At 72.4% G+C, this 3,494-nt stretch carries 3 protein-coding genes and 1 riboswitch; all 3 genes read right to left on the reverse strand.

The genetic code is table 11. The features are described from left to right. A partial coding sequence (locus tag FV223_RS23135; RefSeq protein WP_187276220.1) for a hypothetical protein occupies positions 1-344 on the reverse strand: 344 nt, incomplete at its 3' end. Positions 345-441: 97 nt separating this feature from the next. After that, positions 442-2,457 carry a TonB-dependent receptor gene (locus FV223_RS23140; protein ID WP_244033025.1) on the reverse strand — a complete coding sequence of 672 codons (2,016 nt, stop codon included), beginning with the start codon at positions 2,455-2,457 and terminating at the stop codon, positions 442-444. 256 nt (positions 2,458-2,713) lie between these two features. Continuing rightward, positions 2,714-2,928, reverse strand: a riboswitch (cobalamin riboswitch). 68 nt (positions 2,929-2,996) lie between these two features. Further along, positions 2,997-3,494 (reverse strand): DUF2778 domain-containing protein (locus tag FV223_RS23145; RefSeq protein WP_147729188.1); only part of this gene is annotated, 498 nt, incomplete at its 5' end.

Genomic DNA, 3,494 nt, shown 5'->3' on the forward strand with positions numbered 1-3,494 from the left:
CCGATGCCCGGCGGAGCGCGGGCGGCGGCGGCGAGGACGGGACGCCACGGAACGTCGACGGCCGGGGGAGCGGACCGGGCGACCGCGACGGCCGCCGGAACCGGCACGTCCGCCATCGGCATCGCCTGCGCGGCCGTGCAGCATGCCAGGTGGTCGCCGTGATGGGGCGCGTCGGCCGGGCCCTGCCCGTCCGCGCCGGATTCCTGCAGGCAGAGCGCGTGCGCCGGGTCGAGGGTGCGCACGCCCGTCATCCCGCCGAGGACGGCCTGCAGGGCGAGCGCGTAGAGCGCGGTCACGGCGATGACCGCGCGGCAGACCCGCCAATCTGGCCGCCACATGCGCATGCCCCACGCCTAGGGCGCCGGCCGCCGCCCCGTCAATGCGGCAGAACCGTGCGAGGCCGTTTTCGCCGGGCCTGCCGCTCGGATCGAGGGCCGCCGCTCAGAACCGCCCGGCCAGCGTCAGCCGCACGGCGGTGGGCTCGACCGGGTGGAAGTGCCGGTCGGCGACGCCGTCGGCCGGTTCGCCCGGCAGGCGCGAGACGTAGTAGTAGGTGATCTGGTCCGACTTGGCGTTGGTCAGGTTCAGCACGTCGAGCGACAGGCTGAGGCCGTTGTCGAAATTGTAGCCGACGCGGCCGTTGAGCAGCGCCGTCGGCTTCGAGCGCACGGAATTGTCCTCGATCAGCGGGCGCGGGCCGAAGTAGCGCAGCCGCATCGCGCCGAACCAGCCGAGGCCCTCGCCGAAGGTGAACCCGGCCGACGCGATCGTGGTCGGCGCCTCGGGGATGCGGTTGCCGACCGGGTCGACGTCGGAGAAGCGGGTATTGGTGACGGTGAGGTCCCCCTCCAGCCTCAGCCACGGCGTCACCGCGTAGCGGTTGGTCCACTCGATGCCGAAGCGGCGGCTCGGCCGGCTCGGCTCCGTCGTGCCGGTGTCGCCCTGGAACAGGTTCTCCGACGCGAAATCGAGGCGGAACAGGGCCAATGCCGTCTCCAGCCCGGCGATCGAGCGGTTGCGGATGCCGACCTCGTAGCCGGTCGAGGGCACGAGGAAGGGCGAGCGCGCGATGTTGAACAGGGGGCTCGCCGGGTCGACCGTCGCGGTCACGCCGCGCACGTCGTTCGAGTGGAAGCCGCCGCCGTAGTTCACGTAGAGCTCGGTGTCGAACCACGGCCCCAGCACCAGCCCGAGCTTCGGGTTGGCGATGCCGTCCCGTGCCTTGCCGGAATTGGCCGCCGTGTCGGAGACCACGTCGCCGTAGTAGGCGTCGGCCCGGAAGCCGACGCTGGTGCGCAGCCAGTCGGTCCAGCGCACGCGGTTGTCGACGTAGAACGCCCCGCTCGCCTCCAGCACCCGGTCGTCGAGGACGCCCGTGCGGAACTGGCGGTTCGCGGTGTTGAACAGCCCGACGCGGATCGCGTCGGTGCGGGTCTGCACCCCGATCTCGTTCTCCATCGGATGCCCGAACAGGTCGCCCTGGAAGACGTGGCTCACCTCGCCGCCGCCGAGGATGCGCTGGTCGAGCTGGTGGAACTGGTCTCCGTTGACCGGATCGTTGAGGAAGTAGGTGAAGTCGTTGAACAGGTTGAGCTGCGAGCGGATGACGTAGGCCGAGGCCCGCGTGACGCCGGTGTCGTCGGTCATGCTCCAGCGGCCCGAGAGCGAGAACCGGCTGCTGTCGCCGCCGTCGGTCGGGTTCAGGGTGCCGAAGCGGCCGATGATCCCCTCCGACACCGCGCGCGACGCGATCTGGTTGGTCGCGGTCCAGCGGCTGGCATAGGCCATGCCGGTGACCGAGAACCCGTCGAGCGCCGTGCCCTGGCTGTAGCGCACCACGCCGTTCACCTTGCGCAGCGCGTCCGGCACGTCCCACGGGCCGTCGTAGACCTGCGCCTCGCCCGCCACGAGCAGGTTGCCCTGGCCGAGGGGGGCCGAGGCGATGGTCAGCGCCCGCGCGTAGCCGAAGCTGCCGAACGAGGTCAGCGCGACGTTCTTGGCGACGGTGTCGAGGTAGTCGATCCGTACCGAGCCGGCCGAGGCGAAGTCGCCGTCGCGGACGAAGTACGGCCCCTTGTGGAACGCCACCGCGCCGACGAGCTCGGGGATCAGGAAGTTGATGTCGGCGTAGCCCTGGCCGTGCGCGTGCGTGCGCATGTTCACCGGCATCCCGTCGACCTCGATCGCGATGTCGGTGCCGTGGTCGAGGTTGAAGCCGCGCAGGAAGAACTGGTTGGCCTTGCCCTCCCCCGAATGCTGGGTGACGATCAGGCCGGGCACGGATTCGAGCACCTCGCCCGGCCGCGTGATCGGGCGGCTGTTGATCTCGGCGCCGGAAACGATGCCGGCGCTCGCCGCATCCACCGTCCGAAGCGCCCCGCCGGCGCCGATGGTGCCGCCGACGTAGCCGGCGCTCGCCGCAGCCCCGGCGGCGGGCCTGGGATCGTCGGCCGTCACGGAGATCTCGGCGAGGTTCGCCTCGGCCTCCCCGGCGGCGGGGCGCGCCAGCGCGGCCGGGCCCGAGAGGGCGGCGGCGCAGGCGAGAGCGAGCAGAGTTGGCGTTCGGAAGACGGGCGGGGACTGGGACGCGGACACGGGACCTCGGGCGACGCGGACGTGGCACGTCACCGCGAACGAGGCCGATCCACCGCTCCGTCCGTCGGACGGCCGGGGGCTTCGACACCCGCCGGAACACCCCGCCCGACGCGCTTCGCGTGTGACCACGACTGACGGCAGGTCTCCTGGCTCGCGGGTCATCGCCCGCCACCGTCTTCCCGGATGCGGCGCATCCAGTGACGTCCAGTGGTGGAAGGCTCGCCGCTTACAGTTGCGGGGGCAGCCGCGGCTTCGGGCAAGGCCTCGTCGGGCCCTCCCCTCACCGCGTTCCCTTTTGATCCTCGATGAGGAACCGTCGCGTGCAGGTTGCGTCGGGCGGCGCCGGCCCGTCAATCCGGCTTTCGGACGCCGTCGCCGGGTGTGGCCGATCGGTGACGGCGTCAGCGGCTCGCGGCGAAGCGGGCCGGGCCGTCGCCGCGGCCGGTCACCACGACGAGGCGGCGGATCTCGCCGCGCAGGAACGCCTGCAGGAAGCGGTCGTAGTTGCGGAAGGACACGCAGCCGTTCGAGGCGCCGCTCGGCCCGAGCATGTAGGTGTGGGCCAGCAGCCCGTCGCGGCCGTGGATCGCGGCGGCGCCGCCCACCGGGTTGAGGCGGATCGCCCGCACGCCGTGGAACAAAGCCTCGCGCTCGGTGAGGTCGTAGGTGCCCGGCGGGGTCGAGCCGCGCATCCGCAGGTGCACGAAGTCGGGATGGTCCATGCTGGCGCCGAGGCCGGAATGGGCTTCCAGCACCTCGCCGTTCGGCAGGCGGACGGTGCGGGCGGTGATGTCGTAGATCGCCGTGCCGGCGCCCGCGTCGGGGCCGGGGAACAGGCGGCCGCGCGACCGCTCCAGCCCGGGGCTCTCGAGGGCGGCGTAGGCCAAAGCCGGGCCCGG

This window comes from Methylobacterium sp. WL116, from assembly GCF_008039455.1.
Classification (GTDB): domain Bacteria; phylum Pseudomonadota; class Alphaproteobacteria; order Rhizobiales; family Beijerinckiaceae; genus Methylobacterium.